Annotated in this window: 21 protein-coding genes and 1 pseudogene; 19 read left to right on the forward strand and 3 right to left on the reverse strand. The window is 66.0% G+C overall.

The window, feature by feature from the left end:
* Positions 1-13: 13 nt before the first annotated feature.
* From ACQR0Z_RS25130 to ACQR0Z_RS25190, 13 genes and pseudogenes are all read left to right on the forward strand, one after another.
* Positions 14-337, forward strand: a complete 324-nt coding sequence (locus ACQR0Z_RS25130; protein ID WP_434858518.1) for an XdhC family protein — start codon at positions 14-16, stop codon at positions 335-337.
* A 3-nt stretch (positions 338-340) separates the two neighbouring features.
* On the forward strand, positions 341-1042 hold the full coding sequence (locus ACQR0Z_RS25135; protein ID WP_434920411.1) for an XdhC family protein: 702 nt from the start codon (positions 341-343) through the stop codon (positions 1040-1042).
* Positions 1039-2646, forward strand: coding sequence for an NTP transferase domain-containing protein (locus ACQR0Z_RS25140; RefSeq protein ID WP_434920412.1), 1608 nt, complete (start codon positions 1039-1041; stop codon positions 2644-2646). Before ACQR0Z_RS25135 ends, ACQR0Z_RS25140 begins: the two co-directional genes overlap by 4 nt.
* 294 nt (positions 2647-2940) lie before the next feature.
* The gene (locus ACQR0Z_RS25145) at positions 2941-3342 is read left to right on the forward strand and encodes a DUF4189 domain-containing protein (protein WP_434875473.1); all 402 of its coding nucleotides are present in this window, start codon (positions 2941-2943) and stop codon (positions 3340-3342) included.
* Positions 3343-3445: 103 nt separating this feature from the next.
* A pseudogene (locus tag ACQR0Z_RS25150) lies at positions 3446-3858 on the forward strand (DUF2000 family protein).
* 121 nt (positions 3859-3979) lie between these two features.
* Positions 3980-5005, forward strand: coding sequence for an alcohol dehydrogenase AdhP (gene adhP, locus ACQR0Z_RS25155; RefSeq protein WP_434920413.1), 1026 nt, complete (start codon positions 3980-3982; stop codon positions 5003-5005).
* A 103-nt stretch (positions 5006-5108) separates the two neighbouring features.
* A complete protein-coding gene (locus tag ACQR0Z_RS25160; protein WP_434920414.1) occupies positions 5109-6389 on the forward strand; it encodes an alpha-glucosidase/alpha-galactosidase in 1281 nt (426 codons plus the stop codon).
* Positions 6390-6554: 165 nt separating this feature from the next.
* Positions 6555-7199: a TetR/AcrR family transcriptional regulator gene (locus ACQR0Z_RS25165; RefSeq protein ID WP_434920415.1), complete on the forward strand. Its 645-nt coding sequence runs from the start codon at positions 6555-6557 to the stop codon at positions 7197-7199.
* A complete protein-coding gene (locus tag ACQR0Z_RS25170; RefSeq protein ID WP_434920416.1) occupies positions 7196-7972 on the forward strand; it encodes an HlyD family secretion protein in 777 nt (258 codons plus the stop codon). The genes ACQR0Z_RS25165 and ACQR0Z_RS25170 overlap by 4 nt, the downstream gene beginning before the upstream one ends.
* Positions 7969-8907, forward strand: a complete 939-nt coding sequence (locus tag ACQR0Z_RS25175) for an ABC transporter ATP-binding protein (protein ID WP_434920417.1) — start codon at positions 7969-7971, stop codon at positions 8905-8907. Before ACQR0Z_RS25170 ends, ACQR0Z_RS25175 begins: the two co-directional genes overlap by 4 nt.
* Positions 8904-10061, forward strand: coding sequence for an ABC transporter permease (locus ACQR0Z_RS25180; protein WP_434858528.1), 1158 nt, complete (start codon positions 8904-8906; stop codon positions 10059-10061). Before ACQR0Z_RS25175 ends, ACQR0Z_RS25180 begins: the two co-directional genes overlap by 4 nt.
* A gap of 39 nt (positions 10062-10100) precedes the next feature.
* On the forward strand, positions 10101-11411 hold the full coding sequence (locus ACQR0Z_RS25185) for an adenylate/guanylate cyclase domain-containing protein (protein WP_434858783.1): 1311 nt from the start codon (positions 10101-10103) through the stop codon (positions 11409-11411).
* A gap of 90 nt (positions 11412-11501) precedes the next feature.
* Positions 11502-13187 carry a tannase/feruloyl esterase family alpha/beta hydrolase gene (locus ACQR0Z_RS25190; RefSeq protein ID WP_434920418.1) on the forward strand — a complete coding sequence of 562 codons (1686 nt, stop codon included), beginning with the start codon at positions 11502-11504 and terminating at the stop codon, positions 13185-13187.
* A 4-nt stretch (positions 13188-13191) separates the two neighbouring features.
* On the opposite strand, the gene ACQR0Z_RS25195 is transcribed toward ACQR0Z_RS25190, so the two are convergent.
* Positions 13192-13650, reverse strand: coding sequence for a DUF488 domain-containing protein (locus tag ACQR0Z_RS25195; RefSeq protein ID WP_434858530.1), 459 nt, complete (start codon positions 13648-13650; stop codon positions 13192-13194).
* A 10-nt stretch (positions 13651-13660) separates the two neighbouring features.
* Positions 13661-14500 (reverse strand): DUF72 domain-containing protein, encoded by an 840-nt coding sequence (locus ACQR0Z_RS25200; protein WP_434920419.1) that lies wholly within the window; start codon positions 14498-14500, stop codon positions 13661-13663.
* A 155-nt stretch (positions 14501-14655) separates the two neighbouring features.
* Here ACQR0Z_RS25200 and ACQR0Z_RS25205 point away from each other — a divergent pair, with 155 nt between their 5' ends.
* The 3 genes from ACQR0Z_RS25205 to ACQR0Z_RS25215 all read left to right on the forward strand — a co-directional run bounded on the left by ACQR0Z_RS25205 (position 14656) and on the right by ACQR0Z_RS25215 (position 17769).
* Entirely contained in the window at positions 14656-14856 is a 201-nt protein-coding gene (locus ACQR0Z_RS25205; RefSeq protein WP_434920420.1) for a hypothetical protein, read from the forward strand.
* Between the two features lie 265 nt (positions 14857-15121).
* Positions 15122-16255 (forward strand): glycosyltransferase, encoded by a 1134-nt coding sequence (locus tag ACQR0Z_RS25210; RefSeq protein ID WP_434858533.1) that lies wholly within the window; start codon positions 15122-15124, stop codon positions 16253-16255.
* A complete protein-coding gene (locus ACQR0Z_RS25215) occupies positions 16252-17769 on the forward strand; it encodes a glycosyltransferase family 39 protein (RefSeq protein WP_434920421.1) in 1518 nt (505 codons plus the stop codon). The genes ACQR0Z_RS25210 and ACQR0Z_RS25215 overlap by 4 nt, the downstream gene beginning before the upstream one ends.
* 8 nt (positions 17770-17777) lie before the next feature.
* Here the strand turns inward: ACQR0Z_RS25215 and ACQR0Z_RS25220 are convergent, their stop codons facing one another.
* Complete coding sequence (locus ACQR0Z_RS25220; RefSeq protein WP_434875483.1) at positions 17778-18578, reverse strand: FkbM family methyltransferase; 801 nt, start codon at positions 18576-18578, stop codon at positions 17778-17780.
* A gap of 515 nt (positions 18579-19093) precedes the next feature.
* Here ACQR0Z_RS25220 and ACQR0Z_RS25225 point away from each other — a divergent pair.
* The 3 genes from ACQR0Z_RS25225 to ACQR0Z_RS25235 all read left to right on the forward strand — a co-directional run bounded on the left by ACQR0Z_RS25225 (position 19094) and on the right by ACQR0Z_RS25235 (position 22923).
* Complete coding sequence (locus ACQR0Z_RS25225; RefSeq protein ID WP_434920422.1) at positions 19094-20278, forward strand: tlde1 domain-containing protein; 1185 nt, start codon at positions 19094-19096, stop codon at positions 20276-20278.
* Positions 20279-21334: 1056 nt separating this feature from the next.
* Positions 21335-21976: an aldehyde dehydrogenase iron-sulfur subunit PaoA gene (paoA, locus tag ACQR0Z_RS25230; protein ID WP_434920540.1), complete on the forward strand. Its 642-nt coding sequence runs from the start codon at positions 21335-21337 to the stop codon at positions 21974-21976.
* The gene (locus ACQR0Z_RS25235) at positions 21973-22923 is read left to right on the forward strand and encodes an FAD binding domain-containing protein (protein ID WP_434920423.1); all 951 of its coding nucleotides are present in this window, start codon (positions 21973-21975) and stop codon (positions 22921-22923) included. The genes paoA and ACQR0Z_RS25235 overlap by 4 nt, the downstream gene beginning before the upstream one ends.
* Positions 22924-22925: the final 2 nt, after the last annotated feature.

Below are 22925 nucleotides of genomic sequence, written 5' to 3' on the forward strand. Positions count from 1 at the left end.
AAAGGAGATCACCATGCTCAACCGGGACGAAGACATCCTCAAGGCCGCCGAGGACTGGCACAAGGGCGGACACGGCGTGGCGCTCGCCACCGTGGTCGAGACCTGGGGCTCGGCGCCGCGCCCGGTCGGCTCCAATCTCGTGATCAACGACGATGGCACCTTCCTCGGCTCGGTGTCCGGCGGCTGCGTCGAGGGCGCCGTCGTCACCGAGGCGCTGGACGTGATCTCCAGCGGCCAGCCGAAGATGCTGGAGTTCGGCGTCGCCGACGAGACCGCCTGGAATGTCGGGCTGTCCTGCGGCGGCACCATCCGCGTGTTCGTCGAGAAGGTGGGCTGATCGATGCAGCTGTCGACACTGTCCGAGCTCAACGCCGAGCGCGCCGCGCGCCGCCCGGCCATTCTCGTCACCGACGTTGCCTCCGGCGAGCAGCGCCTGGTCAAGGCGGCGGGGATCGCCCGCGATCCGCTAAGCGACGAACTCGCCAAGCACCTGCGCATGGGCAAGAGCGGCATGGTCGAGGCGGACGGCAAGCGGCTGTTCCTGAACGTCTACGCGCCGACGGCCAAACTCGTGATCGTCGGCGCCGTCCATATCAGCCAGGCGCTGGCGCCGATCGCAAAATCGCTCGGCTATGACGTCACCGTCGTCGATCCGCGCACGGCCTTTGCCAGCCCGGAGCGTTTCCCCGACGTGCCGTTGATCGCCGAATGGCCCGACGTGGCGCTGCCGCCGCTCAACGTCGATCACTATACCGCGTTCGTGGCGCTGACGCATGATCCGAAGATCGACGATCCCGCGCTGCTGCACGCCTTCTCGCGCGACTGCTTTTATATCGGCGCGCTCGGCTCGCGGAAGACGCATGCCAAGCGGCACGATCGGCTGCGGGCGCAGGGGGCCAGCGATGCCGACATCGCCCGTATCCACGCGCCGATTGGGCTGGCCATCGGCGCGGTGTCGCCATCGGAGATCGCGGTCTCGATCATGGCCGAGATCACCGCGACGTTGCGGCTGCCGGCCAAGGAGAAAGAGCAGGCGGCATGAAGTTCGGTCCTGCCAGTCCGCATGAGGCGATCGGCGGGGTGACGGTGCACACCCTGCGCAAGGGATCCTTGGTGCTCAAGAAGGGCACCCTGATCGGCTCCGCCGAGGTCGATGCGCTGGTCAGGGAAGGGGTCAAGGAGATCGTCGTCGTCCGGCTCGAACCTGGCGACGTGTCCGAAGACGAGGCGGCCGCCGATGTCGCCAACGTCGTGGCGGGTGAGGGCATTCATGTCGATCGCGCCTTCACCGGCCGCGCCAATCTGTTCGCGGCTCAGCCGGGCGTGTTGGTGATTGACCGTGCCGCAGTGGACCGGATCAACGAGATCGATGAGGCCATCACCTTCGCGACCTTGCCTGCCTTCAAGCCGGTGGTCGAAGGCGAGATGGTCGGCACCGTCAAGCTGATCCCGTTCGGTGTGGAGGGCCGGCTGCGTGATGCTGCGGTGGCCGCGGCAGGCCAGGGCGCGCTGCGCATTGCTCCCTACATCGTCAAGCGCGTCGGCGTGGTCTCGACGATTCTTCCAGGACTCGCGCCGAAGGTCATCGACAAGACGCTGCGGGTCACAGCCGAACGTCTGGCGCCTGCCGGCGCTGCCATTATCGCCGAGCGTCGCGTGCCGCATGAGCAGGCCGCGCTGGCTGTGGCCATCAAGGAGCTGCTGGCGCTCGGCGCCGAGCTCGTCATCGTGTTCGGCGCCTCGGCGATTGCCGACCGCCGCGACGTGATCCCGGCCGCAATCAGCGGCATCGGCGGCGCTATCACCCATTTCGGCATGCCGGTCGATCCCGGCAATCTGCTCCTGATCGGCAGCGCCGGCGGCGTGCCGGTGCTCGGCGCGCCCGGCTGCGCCCGCTCGCCGGCCGAGAACGGCTTCGACTGGGTGCTGATGCGGCTGCTCGCTGGCATCAAGGTGACCCGCGCCGAGCTGACGGCCATGGGCGTCGGAGGTCTGCTGATGGAAATCGTGACCCGGCCGCAGCCGCGCGCCAAGCCGGAGGAGACCGAGGGCGAGCGCAAGGTCGCCGCCATCGTCCTCGCCGCCGGACGCTCGACCCGGATGGGCGGGCCGAACAAGCTGCTCGCCGAGCTCGACGGCAAGAAGCTGGTGCGGACGGTGACCGAGCAGGCGCTGGCGTCCAAGGCGAGCGAGGTCATCGTCGTCACCGGCCATCAGGCCGAGCTGGTCGAGCAGGCGCTCGCCGACCTCGAGGTCCGCTTCGTCCGCAATCCCGATTTCGCCGGCGGCCTGGCCAGCTCGGTGAAGGCAGGCATTGCTGCAGTGCCGGAGGGCATCGACGGCGCCGTGGTCTGTCTTGGCGACATGCCGATGGTGTCGTCCGATCTGCTCGACCGGCTGATCGGCGCCTTCGCGCCCGATCGCGGCAATTTGATCGTCGTGCCCGTCTCCGAAGGCCGCCGCGGCAATCCCGTGTTGTGGTCGCGCCGCTTCTTCGCCGAGCTGATGACGCTCGACGGCGACGTCGGCGCGCGGCATCTGATCGCCAAGCATACGGAAGCCGTCGCCGAGGTGCCCGTCGACGGCGACAGCGCCTTTCTCGACATCGACACGCCGCAGGCGCTGGAAGCCGCGCGGCGAGGGTGATCTTTGTCGCCTGCGGGACTCCCACTTGCTCATTCCGGGGCGCGCGGAGCGCGAGCCCGGAATCCATACCCACAGGAAGCCGTGTGAGGCGCGCTGGTCGTTGGCATCTCGCCTCACGACATCGTCCTGTGGCTATGGATTCCGGGCTCATTCGCGCTGCTTCAAAATGGCTTCGCCATTTTGCGCGCGAATGCCCCGGAATGACGCCGACAACCCCAGTCTCAACCTCTCGTTCACCAACTTTCAACGCCCCCCGGCTAGATTTGCCGACATTGGGCCTCGGGGGAGGAGAGAGTGATCATTTCGACCGCCGCGCGACGTCTCGCGCTGTTTGCATTTGGACTGACCGTGATCGTCGGCGCTGCGCGCATCGCGACCACCGTGATCAGCCCGGCGCATGCCGCCGGTGCCTTCGCCATCGGCCAGTGCGCGGCCTATGGCCAGGCGTTCGACTACCCGGCCGAGCACCTCGCCAAGGCCGCAGCGCTCAAGCAGTGCAAGGGCGACTGCACCGCCGTGACGATGAAGAAGGCCTGCGCGGCTTTCTCCGTCGACCTGACGAATCCTTGCGGCCCCCACGGCTATGCGGTGCGGCCGAAGATCTCCGCCTCGCTCAACGAGGCCACGCGCGAATGCTATAAGTATGGCGGCAAGGAATGCGTGATCCGCGCCTGGGTGTGCGACGCCAAGGGCTGATGGCTCGGCAATCTGAGTTCCACGCGCGCACTTTCGATTCACGCCTTCACGCCCGGAATGGCCTTGCTATTCTGGGCGTTCGCAATTTGGAATTGGAAGTGACATGCAATTCGATACCAAGATCGCGCTCATCATCCGGAACGATCTCGAAGCGTGGCAGAAGCTCACGTGGCGGCGTTCCTTGCCAGCGGCATTGCTGCGGCGTTTCCGGAATGCATCGGCGCACCCTACGAGGATGGCTCCGCGACGAGCTATCACGCGCTGATTGGCCAGCCGATCCTGATCTACGGTGCACCCGACAACGCGGCCTTGGCGCGCGCCCTGGATCGGGCGTTGTCGCGCAACGTCAAGCCGGCGGTCTACACGGAAGACATGTTCAAGACGACGCATGACGAGGCCAACCGTGCCGCCGTGAAGGCGGTGGCGCGTCCCGATCTCAATCTGGTGGGATTGGCGTTTCGTGCCGAGCGCAAGGTGATCGACAAGGTCGTCGACGGGCTGAAGTTTCACGCGTGAGCTTCGTGCTGTCATGAAACTGTTACATGCTGCGCATCAAAGCGGCAGCGTCCTTTGATACCGATCAAGACCGCGAGACTGCGGGGTCGTTAGTTTGCGCCTCAACATGAGGAGCAGACCGATGCAGACCATGAAAGCCGCCGTCGTCAAAGCCTTTGGCAAGCCGCTCGTCATTGAGGACGTACCCGTGCCGGTGCCCGGTCCGGGCGAGTTGCTTGTGAAGTTGAAGGCCTGCGGCGTGTGCCACACCGACCTCCACGCCGCCTCCGGCGACTGGCCGGTGAAGCCGACGCCGCCGTTCATTCCCGGTCACGAAGCCGCAGGCGTCGTCGCCGCGCTCGGCGCTGGCGTGACCGATTTCAAGGTCGGCGACGCGGTTGGTGTGGCCTGGCTGCACGATGCCTGCCTGCGCTGCGAATATTGCGAGACCGGCTGGGAAACCCTGTGCGAGCACCAGCACAACACCGGCTACAGCGTGAACGGCGGCTTCGCCGAATATGTCATCGCCTCCGCCGCCTTCGCCGCGCGCCTGCCGGCCGATGTGGACTTTGCCAGGGTGGCGCCGATCCTCTGCGCTGGCGTCACCACCTACAAGGGCCTGAAGGAAACCGACACGCGTCCCGGCGAATGGGTCGTCATCTCCGGCGTCGGCGGCCTCGGCCACGTCGCGCTTCAATACGCGAAGGCCATGGGCTTGAAGGCGATCGGCCTGGACATTGCCGAGGACAAGCTGAAGCTGGCGCTGGAGGCGGGCGCCGAGCATGCCGTCAACGCGCTCGACAAGGACGCCGTGGAGCGTGTCATCGCGATCACCGGAGGAGGGGCGCACGGCGTGCTGGTGACGGCCGTGTCGACACCCGCCTTCGCACAGGCGCTGAAGATGGTTCGTCGCAAGGGCACCGTCAGCCTGGTCGGCCTGCCGCCCGGCGAATTCCCGACCCCGATCTTCGACGTCGTGCTCAAGCGTATCACCGTGCGCGGCTCGATCGTCGGCACCCGCCGCGACCTCGACGAAGCCATCGCCTTCGCCGCCGAAGGCAAGGTGAAGGCCGAGGTAACGACGGCGCCGCTGTCGGAGATCAACACCATCTTCGACCGCATGAAGGCCGGCAAGATCGACGGCCGCGTGGTGCTCGACTTCACCTGATCATCGCGTTGCGTCCCCCGCGCAGACGGCCGCCATCCTTCGAGCTGGCGGCCGTCTTGATCTGGATCACGCCTGCGGCGCGCCGGACTGGCACAGTCTACCGATGACCGCCGTCACCAAGATCGTCTTCCTCGGTGCGAGCAGCGCATCGTTCGGGCTCAGCGTGTTCCGGGACCTGTTCTCGACGCATGATCTCGCCGGGTCGACGCTGGTGCTGGTCGGTCGCGACACGACGCGACTGGCGCGGGCGGAGCGCTTGGCGAGGCTGCTGAACGATCTCTCCGGCGCAGGCCTCGCGATCGAAGCGACGACCGACTGGCGCGCCGCGCTCGAAGGCGCCGGCTTCGTGATCCATTCCACCGCGATCGATCGCAACCGGCTGTGGAAGCTCGACTTCGAGGTGCCGCGCAAATACGGCATCCGTCATACGCTCGGCGAAAATGGCGGACCGGGCGCGCTGTTCTTCACGCTGCGCACCTTGCCCGTGGTGTTCGATTTCGTGCGTGAGATGGAGCAGCGCTGTCCGCACGCGCTGTTCATCAACTTCTCCAATCCGGAGAGCCGCATCATCCTCGCGCTCGGCCTGCACAGCAAACTTGCGCATATCGGCCTTTGCCACGGCATCTTCATCGCGCGCAGCCAGGTGGCAGCGATCCTGGGCTTGCCCGAGGGACGCGTCGAAGTGGCAGGTGCCGGGCTCAATCATTTCCAATGCCTGCTGCAGATCCGCGACCGCGAGACCGGTGTCGATCTCTATCCGCTGCTGCGCGAACGGGAGCGCGGCCACGATCCCAAGGTCGCGCCGCTGACCCGAACGCTGCTGCGCGACTTCGGCTGTTGGCTCGGCTGTGGCGACGGCCATGTCGGCGAGTATCTCGCCTATGGCTGGGAGGCGGGCGAGCGCGGCTATGATTTTGCCTGGGACGAGGCGGAGAGATCCAAGCTGATCGGCCAGATCGATGATGTCCTGTCGGGGCGCGCCGACGTGCCGGATTGGTGGCGGATGCCGTCGGGCGAACGCGCGGTGACAGTGATCGCGTCGGTGCTGCACGACCGCAGGCAGGTGATCGAGTCCGGCGTCGTGCTCAATCGCGGTGTGGTCTCCAATCTTGCGGCGGACGCAGCCGTAGAAGTGCCCGTCGTTGCCGATCGCGGCGGCATTCATCCGGTCTCGCTCGGGCCGCTGCCGGATCCCGTCGCCAAGTTGATGTCGGTCCAGGTCCAGGTGCAGCAACTGGCGGTGCAGGCCGCCATGACGGCCTCGAAGGAGCTCGCGCTGCAGGCGCTGCTGATCGATCCCGTGGTCAACTCGGGCTCGGCGGCCCGCAAGATCCTCGACGAGCTCTGGGAGATCAACCGTCCCTATATCAGGCCGTGCACCTGATCCCGCGCCGCTGATCCCCGCTTCGCGCCAATCGGTCCGCGGCACGCTGCCTCGCAGGAGGCGGGAACCGACCGCTCCTCAGAATGCCTTTACAATGACTGACTAGTCAGTCATATTGTGTGCGTGTCGAAGTCATCGAGACGAACCGGAGAGGGAAGGGCCGCTGTGGCCGCCTCCGCAAAACAGGAAGCGACCGACGCTGCGGTGTCCCGGCGCGCCGATCGCGCGGCCGAGCGCCGGGCGTCGATCGTGCAGGCCGCCATGGACGAATTCATCGCCCGCGGCTTTGCGGCGACGCGCCTTGACGACATCGCCAAACGGGCAGGGGTCGCCAAGGGTACGATCTACCTGCACTTCAAGGACAAGGAATCGATGTTCGAGGAATTGATCCGGACCGCGATCGTGCCCTTCGTCGGCCGTTTGGCCGCGCCGCCGCCGGTGGGCGGGTCGGTGCGGGACATGGTCGAAGCCTTGGCCCGCATGTTCCTCCAGGAGATCGCCGGCACGCGGCGGGCCGATCTCGTCCGCCTGATCATTGCCGAGGGGCCGCGCTTTCCTGCGATCGCCGATTTCTACTATCGCGAGGTCGTCTCGCGCGGGCTTGCAGCCATGCGCGCGCTGATCCAGCTGGCAATCACGCGCGGCGAGATCCGTGAGCCCAAGCTCGTACAGCATCCGCAATTGATGATCGCGCCGATGATGGTCGCGGTGATCTGGAAGAGCCTGTTCGAACGCCATGCGCCGCTCGATGCGGAAGCGATGCTGCAGACGCATCTCGATCTGATCTTCGGGCCGAGGAGGCCAGCATGAGCCTGCTGCATTGCCTCGCCGTGCTGGTCACGGCCTTCAGCTTCGATGGCTGCAAGGAGACGCGCGATCCCGGCTACCAGGGCTGGGTCGAGGCCGACATGATCTTCGTCAGTCCGGACGAAGCGGGCCGTGTGACCAGGCTCAACGTGCGCGAAGGCGACGTGGTCAAGGTTGGCGATCCGCTCTATTCTGTCGACGACGATCTGCAGCAGGCCGATCTCAACCAGACCAAGGCGACGCTCGCCAACGCGCAGCAGACCTATGACCGTGCCGCCGCGCTGAGCAAGACCGGGGCGGGGACGCAGGCCACGCTCGATTCCGCCGTCTCGGCGCTGCGCATCGCCGAGGCGCATGTCGTGACCTCGCAGACTCGGCTGGCGCGGCGCAAGGGCGTGGCGCCGGTCGCCGGCACCATCCAGCAGATCTATTTCCGCGAGGGCGAGATGGTCGCCGCACAGCGGCCGGTGCTGTCGATCATGCCGCCTGGGAACATGAAGGTGCGCTTCTACGTGCCGGAGACGGACCTGCCGAAATTCGCCGTCGGCGACGAGGTCAAGGTCACCTGCGACAATTGCGCGGGAGATCTCACTGCCCGGGTGTATTTCCTGGCGACGGCGGCGGAGTACACGCCGCCGGTCATCTACAGCCTCGAGGAGCGTAACAAGCTCGTCTACCTCATCCAGGCGCGCCCCTCTCGGCCGGATGCATTGCGCGTCGGCCAGCCCGTCAGCATCTATCCGAACCCGAAGACGCCGGTGGCGGACAAGCGATGAGCGCGGCCGGACCAGCCGGGATCGCGATCGACGTCAAGCGGCTGAGCAAATCCTTCGACGGCCGCGAGGTCGTGCATGACCTGTCCATGCAGGTGAAGCGCGGCTCGATCTATGGCTTTCTCGGGCCGAACGGCTCAGGCAAGACCACGACCATCCGCATGCTCTGCGGCCTCTTGACCCCCGACAGCGGCGAGGGCACCTGCCTCGGCTTCGACATCCGCCGCGACGCCGACAAGATCAAGCGTCGTGTCGGCTACATGACCCAGCGCTTCAGCCTGTATCAGGACCTCTCCGTGCGCGAGAACCTCGAGTTCGTCGCGCGGCTCTACGGCATGCCCGATCCACGCCGTGCCGCGCGCGACATGGTGCAGCGCCTCGGTCTCTCCGGCCGCGAGCGGCAGCTCGCCGGCGAACTGTCGGGCGGCTGGAAGCAGCGGCTGGCGCTCGGCGCCTGCACCTTGCCGAACCCGCAACTGCTGCTGCTCGACGAGCCCACGGCGGGCGTCGACCCGAAGGCGCGGCGCGACTTCTGGAACGAGATTCATGCGCTCGCCGGCGAGGGCCTGACCGTGCTGGTCTCGACCCACTATATGGACGAGGCCGAGCGCTGTCACGAGATCGCCTACATCGCCTATGGTCATCTGCTGGCGCACGGCACCGTCTCCGAGGTAATCGCGCAGTCTGCGCTGACGACATACACCGTCAGCGGCGATGATCTGCGTGCGCTCGCGGCCGATCTCGCCGGCAAGCCCGGCGTCGACATGGTGGCGCCGTTCGGCACCAGCCTGCACGTCTCCGGCCGCGACGCCAAGGCCCTGGACGAGACGATCGCGCCGTGGCGCGACAAGCCCGGCCTGCAGTGGCAGCACGCCGCGCCGTCGCTCGAGGACGTCTTCATCGACCTGATGAACCGGTCGCGGGACAATTTCCAATGAGCGAGACCGCGCATCAGCAGAGCATTCCTTCGCCGCGCTTCGGCTTCTGGCGGCGCACCTATGCGATGCTGGTCAAGGAGTTCATCCAGCTGCGCCGCGACCGGGTCTCGTTCGCGATGATCGTGATGCTGCCGGTGATGCAGCTGATGCTGTTCGGCTACGCCATCAACACGACGCCGCACCATCTGCCGGCGGCGGTGCTGCTGCAGGAGGACAGCGATCTCGGCCGCTCGATCCTCAAGGCGATGGAGAACACGGCTTATTTCCGCTTCACCCGCGAGGTCACGAGCGTCGCCGAATTCGACGATCTCCTGCTCTCGGGCAAGGTCCTGTTCGGCGTCGAGATCCCGCGCGGCTTCGAGCGCGCCGTCCGCCGCGGCGACCGTCCGGCGCTGCTGGTTGCCGCCGATGCCACCGATCCAGTCGCAGCGTCCTCGGCGCTGTCCTCGCTCGGCACCATCGTGCAGACCGCGCTGTCGCACGATCTCTACACCGGTGATCCGGTCACGACGCCGTTCGAGATCAGGGCCCATGCCCGCTACAACCCGGCCGCTTCGTCGCGGCTCAACATCGTGCCGGGCCTGGTCGGCACCATCCTGACCATGACGATGCTGATCTTCACCGCGCTGTCGGTGACGCGCGAAATCGAGCGCGGCACGATGGAGAGCCTGCTGTCGATGCCGATCACGCCGGTCGAGGTGATGCTGGGCAAGATCATCCCTTACGTGATGGTCGGCTTCCTCCAGGCGACGATCATCATCGGCATCGGCGTGCTGCTGTTCGGCGTGCCCGTGATGGGCAGCCTGCTGCTGCTGGCGCTGCTCTCGACCCTGTTCATCGCCACCAACCTCTCGATCGGCTACACGTTCTCCACGCTGGCGCAGAACCAGCTGCAGGCGATGCAGCTCTCGATGATGTTCTTCCTGCCGAGCATCCTGCTGTCGGGCTTCATGTTTCCGTTTCTCGGCATGCCGCAATGGGCGCAGATCGTCGGCGAGTGCCTGCCGCTGACGCACTACCTGCGGATCGTCCGCGCCATCATGCTCAAGGGCTCGACGCTGGCCAACCTCCAGCACGACACGATCGTCCTGTTCGGCCTGATGCTGTTCGCCATGACCGTTGCGGTGATGCGCTTCCGCCGCACCCTCGATTAGGGCAGAATGGCGGCCGGGCAGAGGACCGGCTGGGGCATGATGCGAATCTCGGGGATAGGCAAGGCAAGCGGTACGGCGGCCGCGCCGGCGGAGTTCAACCATGCGCTGATGCGCCAGACGTTGAACACCGAACTGTTGCGGGTGAAGGCCCTGATCGCGACGGCGACGCTGTTTTTCGTTATCACCACGGTAGTCGACATCTTCGTGCCGCGCATTTCGGAATGGATCTGGCCGAACCGAACGCGGATCCTCGATGTCCACGTGGTCATCGTATCCTTCATCGCCTTCGAGCTTCTCATCCTGTTCCGGATCAAGGCCCATATGCGCCGCGACCGTGACGTGCCGGTCGTCTGGCGCTACATCAGCGCCCTGGTCGAAACCTCGATGCCGACGCTCGTGCTCATCATGCAGATCGAGGGGATTGGTGCGGACAGGGCGCTCGGCTTCGGCGCGCCGCTGGTCTATTTCATCTTCATCATTCTCTCGACCTTGCGTCTCGATTTCTGGCTGTCGAGCTTCACCGGCCTGGTGGCTGCGGCGGAATTGCTGACGGTCGCGCTGACAGGCCGTCCCTCCATCGATGTCAGCCAGCATCCCGAGATCTACTATCACGGGGAACGCAGCTTCATCATTTTCCTGAGCGGCCTGCTGGCCGGGGCCGTCGGCGTCCAACTGAGACGCCAGTTCGCAGCGAGCATCGAAGCGGCCTCGGCGCGCGATCGCGTGACCGACCTGTTCGGCCAGCATGTCTCGCCGCAGGTTGTCGAGCGTCTGATGAAAGAGGGTACCGCGGAGGCGCGCGACATCCGGCAGGTCGCGGTGATGTTCGTCGATTTCCGCGGCTTCACGGCTGCGGCGCGATCGAAGTCGCCGCAGGAGGTTGTCGACCGGCTCGACGGCGCCTTTGCCGTACTGGTCGAGATCCTCGAGCGTCATGGCGGCATCGTGAACAAGTTTCTCGGCGACGGCTTTCTCGCGCTGTTCGGCGCACCGTTCGAGACCCGCGACGCCGCGGCGCAGGCGGTCGCGGCGGCGCGCGAGATGGTGGCATCGATGCAGGACGTCAACGCCGCGTCGTCCTGGCCGCTGCGGATCGGCATCGGCATCCATCTCGGCGAGGTCGTCGCCGGCAGCATCGGCTCGCCGCGCCGCAAGGAATACACCGTGATCGGCGACACCGTGAACTTCGCGTCCCGGCTGGAGGCGCTGAACAAGGAGTTCGGCTCGCAATTGCTGATCTCGACCGAGGTCCGGCAAGCCGCGGGTGATGGCGCCGAAAATGCGGTCTTCCACGGCGAGGTCGTCGTGCGCGGCTACGATCGGCCGTTCGAGGTCTGGCAGCTGCACTAGCAGTTGATGCCGCCGTCCCGGTCGGCGATTTACAACGGCGCATCCCCAAGGTTTACTCCCCCCCAACGAACAGGAATCAGGGGGAAATGCATGATCCGATCGAGGACCTCGTTGATCGCGGGCGTCGGCCTTGTCTGCGCTGCCGCCATGGGCTCGGCCCGCGCGGACGACGCCGGCTGCAGCAGGGTGACGGCGGAGGCGCTGAAGGTCCCCGGGCTCACCTTGACCGGATCGAAGCTTCAGGAAGCCGGCGACGGGCTGCCGCGGCACTGCATCCTCTCCGGCAAGGTCAACGAGCGGACCGGAGTCGATGGCCGGGCCTATGCCATCCAGTTCGAGATCAGGCTGCCGGAGACCTGGAACGGCCGCTTCCTGCATCAGGTGAACGGCGGCAATGACGGCGTCGTGGTGCCTGCGCTCGGCGACAAGGCCGACGGCCTTGTCAGTGGCGGCACCACGCCGCTGGCGCGCGGCTTCGCCGTGCTGTCGTCGGACAGCGGCCATTCCGGCAGCGATCCCGCCAACAAGCCGCGAGGGCTCGCGGCGGGCTCGGCCTTCGGGCTCGACCCGCAGGCGCGCCGCGATTACGGCTATTCCGCCGACATCACGCTGGCGCCGATCGCCAAGGCGATCATTGCCGCGCATTACGGCAAGAAGCCGGATTACTCCTACATCGCCGGCTGCTCCAATGGCGGCCGTCACACGATGGTCGCGGCCGAGCGCATGCCCGAGCAGTATGACGGCTTCCTGGTCGGCAATCCCGGCTTCAACCTGCCGCGCGCGGCCGTGCAGCATGCCTGGGATGTGCAGGCACTGACCAAGGCCGATGCCGACATCCGTAAGTCGATCACCCGCGAGGACGCCAAGCTGATCTCGTCCAAGATCATCGAGCTCTGCGACGGTCTCGATGGCGCCAAGGACGGGCTGACGGCCAACCTGAAGGCGTGCCAGAAGACGTTCAGCTTCGACAGCCTGCGCTGCGCTGCCGGGGCGACCGACGCCTGCCTGCCGGCCGCGAAGGTCGATGCGCTGAAGACGATCTTCGCCGGCCCGCGCAATTCGAAGGGCGAGGCGCTGTATTCGGATTGGCCGGCCGATGGCGGCGTCGGCACCGGCAACTGGCGCGCCTGGAAGGTCGAAAGCCCGGTGGCGCCGTGGAACAACCTTCCGATCATCGCCACCATGGGCGGTGCCTCGCTGAACTACATCTTCTCGACGCCGCCGGTGGAGGTCGAAGGCTCGCCGGACAAGCTCGTGGAGAAGCTGCAAGCCTACGACTTCGACAAGGACGCGCCGAAGATCTACGCCAAGGAGGGGCCGTTCACGGAGTCCGCGATGGATTTCATGACGCCGCCCGCCGTCGACAATCCGACCTTGCCGGCGTTCCAGAACGGCGCGCGCAAGATGCTGATCTATCACGGCCAGGCCGATCCGGTGTTTTCGGTCAACGACACCATCCGCTGGTACGAGAAGCTCGATGCCAATGTGCAGGGCAAGGCCGATACGTTCGCTCGCCTGTTCGCATTGCCCGGCGAGACGCATTGCGGCGGCGGCGTCACGCTCGAAAAGTTCGATGCGCTGGGCGCGCTGATGGACTGGGTCGAGAAGGGCAAGGCGCCGGAGGCGATCACGGCTTCGGTCAATCCAGCCAACAAGGAGCTGCCGTCCACGTGGAGCCCGCAGCGGTCGCGGCCGCTGTGCCCGTGGCCGAAGTTTGCCAAATACACCGGTGGCGACATCGAGCAGGCGTCATCCTTCACCTGCGCCGCGGAGTAGCGGCCTAGACCTGGGGCGCGACGAGGTTCTCCACCCGGACCTTGTCGCGCTCCTCGATGATCTCGGCGATCCATTGCCGGTGGCAGTGCGCGTGATCACGCTCGTAGCAGAGCAGGCAGACGGGGCCGGCGGTCTTGACCAGCGACGCCAACTCGTCCATCTGCTCCCTGGCCTGCGGCGTCTTCAGATGCGCGCTGTAGATCTTGTGCAGCGTATCGTAATGGCCGCTGCGCGCCGCCTCGCGACCTTCCTTCGGCGTACCGAGCCCGCGCAGATGGACATAGGCGATGCCGCGCTCGTCGAGCCCGGCGGCGAGCTGGCTCTTGGCGAAGCCCGGCCGCCGTGACGCCGCCACCGCGCGGACGTCGACCAGCAGCTTCACGCCGGCCGACTGCAGCTCGTCGAGCACGGCCTTGGCCGGCGTGTGCTCGTAGCCGATGGTGAACAACGTTGTCTTGGCCATCGCCGCCTCGTCAGCTCACGCGTTCGATCAATTCCATTGCGCCGGCCGGCGCGCGCACCTTGCCCTCATGGATCACATAGGCGAACACATCGCGCGCCTTTTTCTTCGCCGGCTTATCGTCAACCCGCGGCAGGTCGTCCGGTTCGCCACCCTCGGCCCACAGCTGCAAGCGCTTCGCCCAGGCATCGAGCTGCTTCGGCGGATAGCACGTCTTGAGCTCGTCATTGCCCTTCTGCAGCCGCGTATAGACGAAGTCGCCGGTGACATCGGCGATCGCCGGATATTTGCCGTGCTCGGCGAACACCACGGGCGTTTCGAACTCGCGCAGCAGTGCGACGAACTCGGGCACGCAGAAACTGTCGTGCCGGACCTCCACGACATGGCGCAATTTGCGGCCGTCGATCTCGCGCGGCAGCACCTCGAGAAACTTGCCGAAATCCACCGCATCGAATTTCTTGGTCGGCGCGAACTGCCAGAGCACGGGACCGAGGCGGTCGCCGAGCTCGAGCACGCCGGTGTCGTAGAAGCGTTTCACCGAGTCGCCGGCCTCCGCCAGCACCTTGCGGTTGGTCGCGAAGCGCGGACCCTTCAGCGAGAAGATGAAGCCGTCGGGCACCTCGCGGGCCCATTTGCGAAAGCTCTCCGGCTTCTGCGATCCGTAATAGGTGCCGTTGATCTCGATCGAGGTCAGCTTGGACGCTGCATATTCGAGCTCCTTCGCTTGCGGCAGCTTGTCAGGATAGAACACGCCGCGCCAGGGCGCGAAGGTCCAGCCGCCGATGCCGATATAGATCTGGCTCTTGGATGTCGAGCTCTTGGAGTGCGAGGCGCGTGCAGGAGCTTTGCTCACTGGATGTTCCGTTGCTGGCGGGAGGGTGGTTTGGCCTGTGGCAGAGTAGTCAACTGCGGCGCGTCTGACCAGTTTCGGCGGTGTTGCGTTGCCGCTCTTCCAGCCGTGCTGAGCCTCGTGTATCGAGGGGGCGGCTGGGAAGGGGAGATGTGACCATGAAAGCGGAATCGGTCGGCGGCCTGCTGGGCGCGATCGTCGGGGCGGCCGCGCTGGCGTCGGCGTTCTATTACGTTCCCGTCGGGCCGATGGCCCGTCCGGTGCAGCCGGCCAAGGTCGAGGTGCCGCCCACGCCCGTGCAGACCGTTCCGGTCGCGCCGGCCGTCCGTGGGCCGGTCGTGCGCGAGGTTCCGAACTAGGCAAAACTCCGGGCGGCCCTTGCATCTTCGCGGGGGCACCCCATCTAGGTAGGGACGGTGACGTCGAGCTCTCTGGGCTCCGGCATCGAGACGACCACGGCAGAGCGGTTGCGCCGGATGTACGCGCGCCCTTTGTTTGTGGTCGTTGGCATTTTGGGGCCTTGCCGGAACGGTGCAGGCCGGCACCACCGGCCGGGTTTTCTGCGCCATCCCCCAGCGGCCGTGCTTGGCAGTGCTGAAAGCGGCAGATATACGCATCGGCACCATGACCGAAGCCATCCGAACGGCCCCGCCAGTGTCCCTGCAAACCGCTGATATTCCGATCGTTTCGGTGGTCGTCCCGACCTTCAACGAGCGTGACAATGTCACCACGCTGTACCGGCGGCTGGAGGCGGCGTTCAAGGACGTGCCGTGGGAGGTCGTGTTCGTCGACGACAACTCCCCCGATGGCACCTGGCAGGTTGTGCGCGAATTGTCGCGTGGCGACAATCGCGTTCGCTGTATCCGCCGCATCGGCCGCCGCGGCCTTTCCGGCGCCTGCATCGAGGGCATCCTCGCCGCCAGCGCTCCTTTTGCGGCCGTGATCGACGCGGATCTGCAGCATGACGAGACCCAGCTGCCGAAGATGCTGGCGCTGCTGCAGAGCGGGGCGGCCGAGCTCGTCGTCGGCAGCCGCTACATCGAGGGCGGAAGTGCCGCGAGCTTCGACAGCAAGCGGGCAGGGGCCAGCGCCTTCGCCACCGAGATCGCGCGCCGCGCGCTCAAGGTCGAGGTCAACGACCCCATGAGCGGCTTCTTCATGATCCGCCGCGACCGTTTCGAGCAGATCGCGCCAAAGCTGTCGACGCAGGGCTTCAAGATCCTGCTCGACATCATCGCCAGCGCCGAGGGCGGGCTGAAGACCGTCGAGGTGCCCTATACATTCGGCTCGCGCCTGCATGGCGAGAGCAAGCTCGATTCGATGGTCGCGCTCGACTTCCTCGGCCTCGTGCTGGCCAAGATGACCAACGACGTCGTCTCGCTGCGCTTCCTCTTGTTCGCCATGGTCGGCGGCACCGGCCTGGTCGTGCATCTCGCCACGCTCTTTCTCGGTCTCAACCTGTTCGACCTGCCATTCGCCGAGGCGCAGGCGCTCGGCGCCTTCGTGGCGATGACCTCGAACTTCATCCTCAACAACTTCCTCACCTATCGCGACCAGCGCCTGAAGGGCTTTGGCATCCTGCGCGGCCTGCTTGCGTTCTATCTGGTCTGTTCTGTTGGCCTGCTCGCCAATGTCGGCGTCGCCTTCTCGGTCTATGACCAGGAGCCGATCTGGTGGCTGGCGGGCGCAGCGGGCGCGCTGATGGGCGTGGTGTGGAATTACGCGATCTCCGGATTGTTCGTCTGGCGCAAGCGATGATCCCTGCCACTGCTGGCGACGACACGCGGCTGGCGCGCAACGCCTGGCTGACCATTGCGGGCCTCGTCGTTGTCCGGCTGATCGCGGCCGCGGTCACGCCGATCACCTTCGACGAAGCCTATTACTGGATGTGGTCGAAGCATCTCGCCGGCGGCTACTACGACCATCCGCCGATGGTCGCGGTCGTGATCCGCCTGGGCACGATGATCGCCGGCGACAGCGAGCTCGGCGTGCGCTGCGTTTCGATCCTGCTCGGCTTGCCCATGAGCTACGCAGTCTATCGCACCGCCCAGATCCTGTTCGGCAGCGTGCGCGTGGCAGCCACGGCGGCGATGTTGCTCAACCTCACCCTGATGGCCGCAGTGGGCACGCTGATCGTGACGCCCGATGCGCCGCTGCTGGTGGCGTCGAGCTTCGTACTGTTCTTCTGCGCCAAGCTCGTGGAAACGGGCAGGGGCGTATGGTGGCTCGCGCTCGGCGCGGCCGTCGGCGCAGCGCTGCTGTCGAAATACACCGCGATGTTCTTCGGCGCGGCGATCCTGATCTGGCTGCTCGCCGTCCCAAAGATGCGGCCCTGGCTGGCTTCGCCCTGGCCCTATCTCGGCGGCGCCGTGGCGTTTGCGATCTTCTCGCCGGTGATCCTGTGGAATGCCGATCACCAATGGGTGTCGTTCATCAAGCAGCTCGGCCGCGCCAAAATCGAAGATTTCCGGCCCGTCTTCATCGCCGAGCTGATCCCGACCCAATTCGTCTTTGCGACGCCCCTGATCTTCATCCTCGGGGTGATGGGTCTCTACGGTCTGGCGCGGCGCCGGGCAGGGGATGCGGCGGGACGCGTCCTGGTCGAGGCGATGGTCTGGGTCATCGTCGCCTACTTCTTCTGGCACGCGCTGCACGCCCGCGTCGAAGCCAACTGGTTCGCGCCGATCTATCCGGCCTTCGTGGTGGCTGCCGCAGCCGCCGCCCATGCTATGACCTGGTCCCCGCGTGAGCAGCGCACCGCAGCGTTCTGCCTGCGCTGGGCGCTGCCGGCCGGCATCGTCATGTTCGTCGCCCTGATCGTGCAGGCCGACACCGGCGTGCTGTCCGGCTACAAGCGCGACGCCACCGTGCGCAGCGTCGGCGTCGGCTGGCGTCCCCTGGCCGCCGAGATCGAGGCGGCGCGCCGGCGCGCCGGCGCGACCTGCGTGCTCGCCATGGACTACGGCACCACCGCGTGGCTTTCGTTCTATCTGCCGCGCGGCACCTGCGTGCTGCAGCCGATCCAGCGCATCCGCTGGGTCAATTTCCCCGAGCCGGATCCAGTGCAACTGGCGGGCACGCAGCTGTTGGTGGATGAGGCGCAGATCGGGCCGCGGTTCTATGTCACCAACACATTCGGCCGGGCCGAAAAGATCGGCGAGGCCGAGCGCAAGCGCGGGCCCTTGACCATCGAGACCTATGCCTTCTACTCGCTCAGCGAGCCCAAGCGCGACGTGCTCGACCGCACGCCGCCGCCGGAGTTGCAGCGCTGACGCTCGCGTCAGGATTGCTGTGGAATGATATCCGCCAGCGATGGGTCCTGCGCATGGATCCCCACCATGTTGATGCCGGCGTCGACCGTCTTGTAGCCGCGGCGCTCCAGCCATTGCCGCAACTGGTCGGCATCGCTCTTGATCTTCTCGATCAGCATGATCGGCGTGCAGCGCTCGATCGTCGCCGCGGCGCCTTCCAGCGCCTCCAGCTCCATGCCCTCGACATCGAGCTTGATCAGGTCGCAACGCGGCAGGTTGAAATCGTCGAGCGGAAGCTTGCGCACCTCGACCGTGTTGTTTCCATAGTCGATCGGCTGGCCGATGAACTCGGTGTTCGGACGCTGGCGCAGCTCCAGGCTGCCGAAGCTGGACGGGGTCAGATAGTCCGGACACGGGATGTTCAGCACGCCGCGTTCGGACGAAACCGCGGCATGGATGGCGATCGCATTGAAGCAGTTGTTGATCGCGACGTTGCCGGCGAGCGCGTAGTAGATCCGCTCCTGCGCCTCGATCGACAGCACCGATCCCCAGCCGGTCATCGCCTTGGCCCATTCGATCGTATGGACGCCGATATTGGCGCCGCAATCGATCGCGACCGCGCCGTCGCCATGATGCTTGCGGCGGATGGCGAGCATACGCACAGCCAGCTGGACCTCGGAGGGGTCGAAGGCGCCGGTCTGCAGGAGCTGGTAGCCGACGCCGTAGCCTCGGTTGGCGTCGACCATCCGATAGTCGAGCCGGTTCACGATCATCGTGCCGTGGTTGCTGGAGGCGAGAACGAAGGCCAGCTTCCGGTCGGGAATCTGCATGGGTGTCCTTATCGTGTCGTCGCGGCAGGAAGCGGACGCGGTACGATGTGCCGACGAGGCGTTGCGGAGAATCGGTCGCTACCATACTGCCGTCGTGGCCCTGGCGGCGCAAAATCCGGAAGGTTACGGGGGCGGGCAGGGTCCTCAAGCCTTGGAAAACCGCGCATTGCTTGCGGCGAGTTGGTGAAAGACCGAGATGATCGGCCGCACAGCGGCGCCGCAGCCCAATCGTTAACGCCGCGTGCGATGTTTTACTGATCCGCACCGAGTAAAACCGCACCGTCTCCGGAGTTGTGCGGGGCTGATTTCCCGGCCCGAAGCGCAATTTTGCCCTGTTTCCGCCCTGTTTGGCGGCAAAACAGAGCTCCATGGTTAACCCGCCCTTAATCCGCCAAAACTTAATCAGCATTTAACTAAAAGTCGCCTTAATGAAGCTCTGTGCTTCTGCGAGATGCAAAGCGGGTGTCCGTGGCGCATCGAGCGAGAGTTTCAAGTCTTCGTTCGGGCGTGAGTAAATGAGTAACAGTCGAGCTGCGTTGGCCGCACGAAATCGCAGGAAGTCCTCCCTGATCGCTCTCTCTCACAAATTGATCGGTGGCGCGGCAATCGCATGCCTGATCGGGGGCTGCGCGGTGACGGTCTATACCAAGATCATCGCGGCCGACGCCTATCCGACCCTTGGCCCCTCTGTTGGCAGCATCGAGCAGGATGAGCCCGTCGCGCGCCCGGCGCCGCGGATCGCCACCCGCAGCGCCGCGGAGGCCGTCGGCGACGCGTTCTCGGCGCTGCCGGAGTCGCCGCCGGTGACGACCGTCGCCGCGATCACGCCGCAGATGTTCAACGACCGCTTCGGCGCAGCCGTGCCCCAGGGCGTCGCCTCCAACGCGGCCGCCGGCGCACCGCCGCTGCCCAGGCTCGTCGACACCGCGCCCAAGCTGCCTGACCTGAAGCTGGCCGATGCCAAACCGGCCGAGACCGCCAAGGTCGCCGACGCGCCGAAGAAGGACGCCCGGCCGCCGATGCAGCTTGCTCTCGCCAATACCAATCCGAAGCAGGCGCCGAAGCCGCAGGCCGACGCGCCGGCGCAGGCGACTGATGCCAATGCCTCGAAGTCCGGCGGCTTCTCGCTGCGCGCCATGACCGAACGCGCCAAGGCTGCCGTGATGTCGATCGCCGGCGAGCGCCATTCGATCCAGGAGAAGCTCTGGGGCAAGCCGGAGAACCAGGAGGGCGGGCTCCTGGCCTACGCCTCGGCCGACTCCAACATCACCGCCTCGATCGCCAAGGATCCGACCCGTGGCGGCCGGCCGCCTTACGATTTGAGCACGGCGGTCTACGACATCTCGGCCAAGGCGGTGTATCTGCCTGACGGCACCAAGCTCGAGGCGCATTCCGGCCTCGGCGAGAACCTGGACAAGCCGAGTTCGGAGAAGATCAAGATGCGCGGCGTCACGCCGCCGCACATCTACGAGCTCAAGCCGCGCGAGGCGCTGTTCCACGGGGTGCCGGCGCTGCGCCTCAACCCGATCGGCGGCGAGGATGCGATCCACGGCCGCAACGGCCTGCTGGCGCACACCTTCATGCTCGGACCGAACGGCGACTCCAACGGCTGCGTGTCGTTCCGCGACTACTACGCTTTCCTCGATGCCTACAAGAACAAGGGCATCCGCAAGCTCGCCGTGCTCGCCCGGATCGATTGAGGCGGGCAGGGGGAAGCATCCTCCCGTTCCGTCGTTGGTGATCAGCTGAACTTTCTCCGCATTGTCATTCCGGGGCAGCCCGCAGGGCTGAGCCCGGAATCCATAACCACGATCGTGAGTATGGATTCCGGGCCCAGCCGCTGGCGCGGCTGTCCCGGAATGACGAGCTGAGCTGGGTTGCGACGTCCCCTCTCTGTCGGTTTTGCAAGGGCAGCGCGTCGAAGTTGGTGCCTCGCTCACGCGCCTCTCGACGAAATTGTTGATCGACGACGGACTCGAGGCGGTGCTTCTGTCTACAAGTGCTGCAGCCCGAGTCATGACATCGCAATCTCGCGGCCGATGACGCCCGAGTCTTGCTGACGATATCGCCCTCGAAATCGTTGAGAGGGCGCGGGGAATGCCGGGTGAGGGCCTCACCCATGGCCCGCCTGCAACAAGAAAAGCAGGCGGCAGTCACCACAGGTTTAGCCGGACACTCCGGCATTCCCCGCGCGATGGCGTTACGGCTTATACGTGGTCTCCCTGGTGCGCCGGCTGTCTGGCCACCATCGGTCGGAGCATGTCGGGCTCCTCGCTTGACACCAGCATCGGGGTGTCAGGACATCACGACTTCGCCGTGCGCACCGGATCGTTCGTCCGCATGATCAGATCACGCTACGACCGGCGTGCCCACCGCATCCCGCCCTCCACGTTCGTGACGATCGCGAGGCGCCCCTCTCATGAGAGCAGGACGGACCCAGATTGCACGATTTCTGATTTTTGGAAAGCAAAAAATCGGCGCGTTTCGGCTGATCGGCGCGATCGCCTTGGCGGCATTGATCAAATGAGCTTTATCGCGCACGCGCTTTTCTGACGATTGGAGCGAGGCCTGCGTCGCGTGCTGACCGGACCGCGCAATTGATTTGCCCGTCGGGCAGGGTTCGGTGGAGGGCAACCAGGCGCGGGAACATGCGTCACCGACCGTCAGCGCCATCGGGTGAGACACGTGATCGCGACCACGCAACCGATCCGGGTGGGGCGCGTTTGCTCCTCGCGAGTCGAGGATCGAAAGCCGTGATGGACAATCCCCCCTTCAGAATGAATCGCCGCGATCTGATGGTCGGCGGCGCCGTATCGGTGGCCGGGCTGGCGATGCCGTTCTCGCCCGGCGCCTTCGCAGCAGAGCCCGCCGCAGCGGTGCCGCCTGCGACGACCAAAGTCTCCTTCGCGGTCAATGGCAGCATCAGGGAACTCGAGCTCGACACGCGCACGACCTTGCTCGATGCGCTGCGCGAGCATCTCCAGCTGACCGGAACCAAGAAGGGCTGCGATCACGGCCAGTGCGGCGCATGCACCGTGCATGTCGACGGCCGGCGCATCAATTCCTGCCTGACGCTGGCGGTGATGCACGAGGGCGATGCGATCACGACGATCGAGGGCATCGGCACGCCCGACCATCTCGCGCCGATGCAGGCGGCTTTCGTCAAGCATGACGGGTTTCAATGCGGCTATTGCACGCCCGGACAGATCTGTTCGGCCACCGCCGTGCTCGACGAGATCAAGGCCGGCATTCCGAGCCACGTCACCGGCAGCCTGACCGAGCCGCCGCAACTCACCCGTGACGAACTGCGCGAGCGCATGAGCGGCAACATCTGCCGCTGCGGCGCCTATTCCAACATCGCCGAGGCGATCCTCGAGGTCGCGGAGAACAAGGCATGAAGCCCTTCACCTATGAGCGCGCTCAATCGCCGGCGCAAGCGGCCGCTGCCCTCGCGACCAAGACCGGCGCCAAGTTCATCGCCGGCGGCACCAATCTGCTCGACCTCATGAAGCTGCAGATCGAGGCGCCCACGCATCTGATCGATGTCAACGGCTTGGCGCTCGACAGGATCGAGGATACCGGCGACGGCGGCGTGCGGATCGGCGCGCTGGTGCGCAACACCGATCTCGCGTCCGACTCCCGCATCCGGCGCGACTACGGCCTGCTGTCGCGGGCGCTCGTCGCTGGTGCCTCGGGCCAGCTGCGCAACAAGGCGACCACCGCCGGCAATCTGCTTCAGCGCACGCGCTGCCCGTATTTCTATGACACCAACATGCCGTGCAACAAGCGCCGGCCCGGCAGCGGCTGCTCGGCCATCGGCGGCTACAGCCGGCAGCTTGCGGTGATCGGCGCCAGCGAGGCCTGCATCGCCACGCATCCGAGCGACATGGCAGTTGCGATGCGCGCGCTCGACGCCAGCATCGAGACCGTGAAGCCGGATGGCGCCACGCGCAGCATCCCGATCGCGGCGTTCTATCGCGAGCCGGGCACGACGCCGCATCTCGAGACCGCCTTGGCGGCGGACGAACTGATCACCGCGGTGACCCTGCCGAAGCCGATCGGCGGCACGCAGATCTACCGCAAGGTCCGCGATCGTGCGTCCTACGCCTTCGCGCTGGTCTCGGTGGCCGCCGTGGTTCAGCGCGACGGCTCGGGACGCGTCGCGCTGGGTGGCGTCGCTCACAAGCCGTGGCGCCTCGATGAGGCCGATGCGCAGCTCGGCCAGGGCGCCAAGGCTGTCACGGCAAGGCTGCTGGGCGATGCCAAGCCGACCAATGACGACAGCTTCAAGATCCGTCTGGCCGAGCGCACTCTCGGTGCCGTCATCGCCGAAGCACGAGGCTGAGC

Source organism: Bradyrhizobium sp. HKCCYLS3077 (assembly GCF_051167555.1).
In the GTDB taxonomy this organism is placed as follows: domain Bacteria; phylum Pseudomonadota; class Alphaproteobacteria; order Rhizobiales; family Xanthobacteraceae; genus Bradyrhizobium.

What these genes read in the sequence shown, in the direction of transcription:
- paoA (WP_434920540.1), top strand. Translation starts at nt 21,335, where the DNA reads ATGGACAATCCCCCCTTCAGAATGAATCGCCGCGATCTGATGGTCGGC.
- ACQR0Z_RS25195 (WP_434858530.1), bottom strand. Translation starts at nt 13,650, where the DNA reads ATGGCCAAGACAACGTTGTTCACCATCGGCTACGAGCACACGCCGGCC.
- ACQR0Z_RS25215 (WP_434920421.1), top strand. Translation starts at nt 16,252, where the DNA reads ATGATCCCTGCCACTGCTGGCGACGACACGCGGCTGGCGCGCAACGCC.
- ACQR0Z_RS25235 (WP_434920423.1), top strand. Translation starts at nt 21,973, where the DNA reads ATGAAGCCCTTCACCTATGAGCGCGCTCAATCGCCGGCGCAAGCGGCC.
- ACQR0Z_RS25185 (WP_434858783.1), top strand. Translation starts at nt 10,101, where the DNA reads ATGCGAATCTCGGGGATAGGCAAGGCAAGCGGTACGGCGGCCGCGCCG.
- ACQR0Z_RS25210 (WP_434858533.1), top strand. Translation starts at nt 15,122, where the DNA reads ATGACCGAAGCCATCCGAACGGCCCCGCCAGTGTCCCTGCAAACCGCT.
- ACQR0Z_RS25135 (WP_434920411.1), top strand. Translation starts at nt 341, where the DNA reads ATGCAGCTGTCGACACTGTCCGAGCTCAACGCCGAGCGCGCCGCGCGC.
- ACQR0Z_RS25220 (WP_434875483.1), bottom strand. Translation starts at nt 18,578, where the DNA reads ATGCAGATTCCCGACCGGAAGCTGGCCTTCGTTCTCGCCTCCAGCAAC.
- ACQR0Z_RS25170 (WP_434920416.1), top strand. Translation starts at nt 7,196, where the DNA reads ATGAGCCTGCTGCATTGCCTCGCCGTGCTGGTCACGGCCTTCAGCTTC.
- ACQR0Z_RS25130 (WP_434858518.1), top strand. Translation starts at nt 14, where the DNA reads ATGCTCAACCGGGACGAAGACATCCTCAAGGCCGCCGAGGACTGGCAC.
- adhP (WP_434920413.1), top strand. Translation starts at nt 3,980, where the DNA reads ATGCAGACCATGAAAGCCGCCGTCGTCAAAGCCTTTGGCAAGCCGCTC.
- ACQR0Z_RS25205 (WP_434920420.1), top strand. Translation starts at nt 14,656, where the DNA reads ATGAAAGCGGAATCGGTCGGCGGCCTGCTGGGCGCGATCGTCGGGGCG.
- ACQR0Z_RS25160 (WP_434920414.1), top strand. Translation starts at nt 5,109, where the DNA reads ATGACCGCCGTCACCAAGATCGTCTTCCTCGGTGCGAGCAGCGCATCG.
- ACQR0Z_RS25225 (WP_434920422.1), top strand. Translation starts at nt 19,094, where the DNA reads ATGAGTAACAGTCGAGCTGCGTTGGCCGCACGAAATCGCAGGAAGTCC.
- ACQR0Z_RS25140 (WP_434920412.1), top strand. Translation starts at nt 1,039, where the DNA reads ATGAAGTTCGGTCCTGCCAGTCCGCATGAGGCGATCGGCGGGGTGACG.
- ACQR0Z_RS25180 (WP_434858528.1), top strand. Translation starts at nt 8,904, where the DNA reads ATGAGCGAGACCGCGCATCAGCAGAGCATTCCTTCGCCGCGCTTCGGC.
- ACQR0Z_RS25175 (WP_434920417.1), top strand. Translation starts at nt 7,969, where the DNA reads ATGAGCGCGGCCGGACCAGCCGGGATCGCGATCGACGTCAAGCGGCTG.
- ACQR0Z_RS25190 (WP_434920418.1), top strand. Translation starts at nt 11,502, where the DNA reads ATGATCCGATCGAGGACCTCGTTGATCGCGGGCGTCGGCCTTGTCTGC.